General features: G+C 72.6%; 5 protein-coding genes. All 5 read left to right on the top strand.

Features of this window, described 5'->3' with window-relative positions; genetic code table 11:
* Positions 1 to 198 precede the first annotated feature (198 nt).
* Positions 199 to 1,020, top strand: a complete 822-nt coding sequence (locus ACFXA3_RS37365) for a hypothetical protein (protein ID WP_385194827.1) — start codon at positions 199 to 201, stop codon at positions 1,018 to 1,020.
* A 23-nt stretch (positions 1,021 to 1,043) separates the two neighbouring features.
* Positions 1,044 to 1,457, top strand: a complete 414-nt coding sequence (locus ACFXA3_RS37360; protein WP_385194824.1) for a hypothetical protein — start codon at positions 1,044 to 1,046, stop codon at positions 1,455 to 1,457.
* Between the two features lie 205 nt (positions 1,458 to 1,662).
* Positions 1,663 to 2,166, top strand: a complete 504-nt coding sequence (locus ACFXA3_RS37355; protein WP_385194821.1) for a hypothetical protein — start codon at positions 1,663 to 1,665, stop codon at positions 2,164 to 2,166.
* Positions 2,153 to 3,376, top strand: a complete 1,224-nt coding sequence (locus ACFXA3_RS37350; RefSeq protein ID WP_385194819.1) for an MAB_1171c family putative transporter — start codon at positions 2,153 to 2,155, stop codon at positions 3,374 to 3,376. Before ACFXA3_RS37355 ends, ACFXA3_RS37350 begins: the two co-directional genes overlap by 14 nt.
* 14 nt (positions 3,377 to 3,390) lie before the next feature.
* Positions 3,391 to 4,137: SDR family NAD(P)-dependent oxidoreductase (locus ACFXA3_RS37345; protein ID WP_385194816.1), on the top strand; the 747-nt coding region annotated here is incomplete at its 3' end.

Below are 4,137 nucleotides of genomic sequence, written 5' to 3'. Positions count from 1 at the left end.
CCGCCCTCGCGGGGGGCGGGGGGGGCGGCGCGGCGCCCCCCACTCGCCGCGCCCCCCCCCCCCCCGCCGCCCCCCGGGCCCCCCGCGGGCCCCCCCCCCGGGGCGGATTCCCCGCGGTTGGTCAACTCCCTGGCGGGGAACGGGAAGTATGGGATTCTGCGATCCCATGCCTTCCACCGCGGGGAGTGGTACGTAGGGATGAAGCAATGGCTGGCCGATCGCGGCGTCCACTACCTGTTCCTGCTGTTCTCCGCCGCCCTCGGTGTGGCCGTCGCCGTCGTGTCCGTGTGGGCCGACGGGGCCACGGGGGCCGACAAGCAGCGCTGGGCCCTCATAGCCGGCGTCGCCGCCTGCGGTGTCGTCCTGATCACCCACTTCGAGAAGCGGTTCGCGGAAGACGGCGAGGAACGGGCCAAACAGCTCGCCAGTGACACGAACGCGGAGATCGCGAAGCTGTACACGAACACGCTGGGTCCGCTGAGCAGCAAGCTCAAGGACCTGGCGGTGCTCTATGCGGACGAAGCCCGGGTCCCGGCGCCCCTGCTCCCGCAGACGGTCACTGACCTCGACGACAAGCGCAGGCAGATCCTCGACCAGGTCCTCGCCGGAGCGGTCGACCTCACCGCCCCGCCGGTGCAGCCCGATTTCCTTCCGCGCGGGCGGTGCAGCTTCTACCGGTACGACCCCGCCACCGGCGATTTCAACCTGGAGGGGACCTATCCCGGGTACCGGCCGCCCAGGCCCGTCATCGACCCGGTCGGCGCGGCGCACATGAAGAACGAGATCCTCGGCGGCGGTGGAAAGCCCTTCAGGATCGACGGCAAGCTCGTGACGCAGTCCTATCTCATCCCCGAGGGATCGGGGTACGAAGCGGTCATCGCCGTCCCGGTGATCCACGGCACCGAGAAGATAGGCGTACTCTCCGTCGACGCACCCCGCTTCGCGGACCTCGTCGACCGGCACGTGCCACTCATGGAAGCGCTGGCCGGCATCCTCGCGGCCTCCTACGCGCTGAAGTAACCCGAAGAAAGGGAGGCTTGCCCATGGCGGCGTCGAGCGCGCCCCGTGATCCCCGCCGGCGCCGCGAGCGGGCAGAGCGGCCCGACGAGGGTGCCATGCCCCCGCACCTGGAGGGCGTGAGCGCGGAGAACTGGCAGCTGCTCCGGCAGCACGAACGCTTCCGCCTCCAGGCCCTGGAAGCCGCGCGCCGCGAGGTGGAGGCCGAACTGGCCCGTCCGCGCGAGCGGAACCTGTCGAACCTCGGCGTCACCGTCACCGCGTCGTCCGCGTTCGGCGTCATCGCGCTCGCCCTGTTCGCCATGGGCCTCGGGCCGTGGAGCCTGCTGCCGCTGGCCCTGCTGGTGCCTGCGGCCCTGCTGGCCGGGGTCTACGGCCTGCTCGTGCTCCGTTCCCGGCCGCGCGCGCCGGAACCCGGGGCCTCGGGAGTGGCCGAATAGGCACCCCGCACGGGGACGTGCCTTGCGAACTCCCGTACAAGATCTGTAGGCATGGTGGAACGCCCGTTCGCCGACCGGTGAACGGGCCTCCGTTTCTTTCCTCAGGACCCCACTCCACGAGGCCGCCTTGAAGGCACAGGACACCATGCCCACGCCCACGCACGCCTACCGACGCTGCCCGCGAAAGGGTCCGAAGAGGGATCACATGCCCCACTCGCAACCCAGCCTCCGTAAACGGTGCGAGAAGATTCTCGGCCATCTGGATCTGACGCACCCCTTCTCCCTCGAAGGGCTGTGCAACCGGATAGCCGAGCAGCGCGGGCGTCCCATCCGCCTGCACCCGCTGCCCAAGGAGGCGGCGGAATCCGGGGTCTGCGGGCTGTGGGTCGGCACCGCCAGCGTCGACTACGTGTTCTACGAGGCCCAGACCACCCCCCTGCACCGCGAGCACATCGTGCTGCACGAGCTCGGGCACATCCTGTTCGGGCACAACTCCCTGGAAGCCGAGGACACCGACGGACAGGCCCCGGTCGTCCTCGGCCGCACCAACTACACCACCAGCCAGGAGCAGGAGGCGGAGATGCTGGCCAGCATGATCCGCATCCGCACGACGGGCGCCTGCCCGCAGTCGGCCACCGCGGCCCGCGGCACCCTCGCCTGGCTGGAATCCGCCATGGGGTACGGGCGGGGCGGTCATGGGCGCCGCTGAACTCGCCGCCCTCGGCGACTCGCTGGCCGTGCCCAGCGTCGTCTGCCTGTGGATCGCGGTCCTGCTCCGCGCACCCTCGGCCCTGCGCTCCCCGCAGCAGCGCGGCCTGTGGCTCGCCGTCGCCACCGCCGCCGCGGCGATGACGCTCAACCTCCCCGACGTCGTCACGTACGCGATGCGCGACCCGGACTACGCGCACACCGTCGGCCTCGTCCGCAACCTGATCGGCGTGCTGTCCGCGGGCACCGTGCTCTACTTCGTCGCCGCCGCGACCCGCGGCCGGGGCCTCCAACTCGCCGCCTGGATCGGCACGGTGGCCTGGCTGAGCACCCTCGTGGTACTGGACACGGCCGCCCCCGCACACACCGCGCACACCATCCCGCCGCACGGTGATCCCGTGCCCTCCCTCGCGTACTGGCTCCTCCTGATCTGCGCGCACCTCCTCGCCAACACCACCTGCGTCTCCCTGTGCTGGCGCTACAGCCGCCGCACCGAGAGCCGCGGACTCGCCGCCGGACTGCGGCTGTTCGGCCTCGGCACCGCGCTCGCCGGGCTGTTCTGGTTCGTCTACCTGCTCAAGGCCCTGTTCGGCAGTACCTGGGCGATGCCGGCCCTGCCGCTGATGATGAACCTGCACGGCCTGCTGCGGGCCGCCGCGATCCTCGTGCCGACCCTGTTCACGCTGCGCCGCACGAGCACCGACATCGCCACCGCCTGGCGGCTGTGGCCGCTCTGGCACGACCTCGTCCAGGCCGTCCCGCACGTCGCCCTCACCAAACCGCGGGCCGGCCGGGTCGTGGAACTGCTGTGGCCGCCCGTCCCGCGCAACCTGCTCGTGTACCGCAAGGTCATCGAGACCCGCGACGCGATCCTGATCCTCGGCGAGTACGTCGCTCCGGGCGTCCCGGAGCTCGCCCGCACCCATGTCAGCGGGCACGGGATCCCCGAGCAGCGGCGCACCGCGGCCGCACTGGCCTGCGTACTGAAGGAAGCGCGGCAGGCGAAGCTCGCCGGACGGTCCGGGCAGCCCGGGCAGGACGCGGAGTGGGAGCTGCCCGCGGCGATGCAGACGTCCGCCGAAGGCGGCGACCTGGACGACGAGGCCCGGTTCCTCGTCGACGTGGCCCAGGCCTACGGGTCCGCGTCGATCGCGGACTTCACGCCGCACCACACCGGCACCCCGCAGGACCCGAACCGGAACAACGTGTAGGAAGTGACCTCCTCTTGACCACCGTTCTGATCACCGGGGCCAGTGCCGGACTCGGCGCCGCCTTCGCCCGCGGTTTCGCGGCCAAGGGCTGCGCACTCGTCCTGGTCGCCCGCGACAAGGACCGCCTCGAAGCCGTGGCCCGCGAACTCGGCTGCGAGTTCGGCACGGCCAGCGAGGTGCTGCCCGCCGACCTGCTCGACGACGCGGACTGCACGGCCGTCGCCGAACGGCTCGCCGACCCGGCCCGGCCCGTGGACATCCTGGTCAACAACGCGGGCTTCGGGCTCCCCGCACCGTTCCCCCACAGCCCGGTCGAGGACGAGGAACGACTGCTCGACCTGCTGGTCAGGGTCCCGATGCGGCTCACCCACGCCGCGCTGCCGGGGCTGCGCCGGCGCAGCCGGGGCGCGGTGCTGAACGTCGCCTCGGTGGCCGGACTGCTGCCGACCGGGACGTACGGGGCCGCCAAGGCCTGGATCATCGCCTTCAGCGAGTCCCTGCGGGTGGACATGGCGCCGTACGGGGTCCGCGTGCTGGCGGTGGTCCCGGGGTTCACCCGCACCGAGTTCCAGGCCCGCGCCGGGATGGACGTCAGCGCCCTGCGCGAGGCGGTGTGGCTGGAACCGGAGGCCGTGGTGGCCAAGGCCCTGCGGGATCTGGCCCTGGGGGGGGGGGGGGGGGGGGGCCCCCCCCCCCCCCCCCCCCCCCCCCCCCGCCCCCCCCCCCCCCCCCCCCCCCGCGCGGGGGCGCGCCGGGACCGC

Source organism: Streptomyces sp. NPDC059456, assembly GCF_042750055.1.
Taxonomy (GTDB): Bacteria; Actinomycetota; Actinomycetes; order Streptomycetales; family Streptomycetaceae; genus Streptomyces.
Note: the sequence above shows the minus strand (reverse complement) of the source record. Positions and strands in the feature narration are given on the sequence as shown.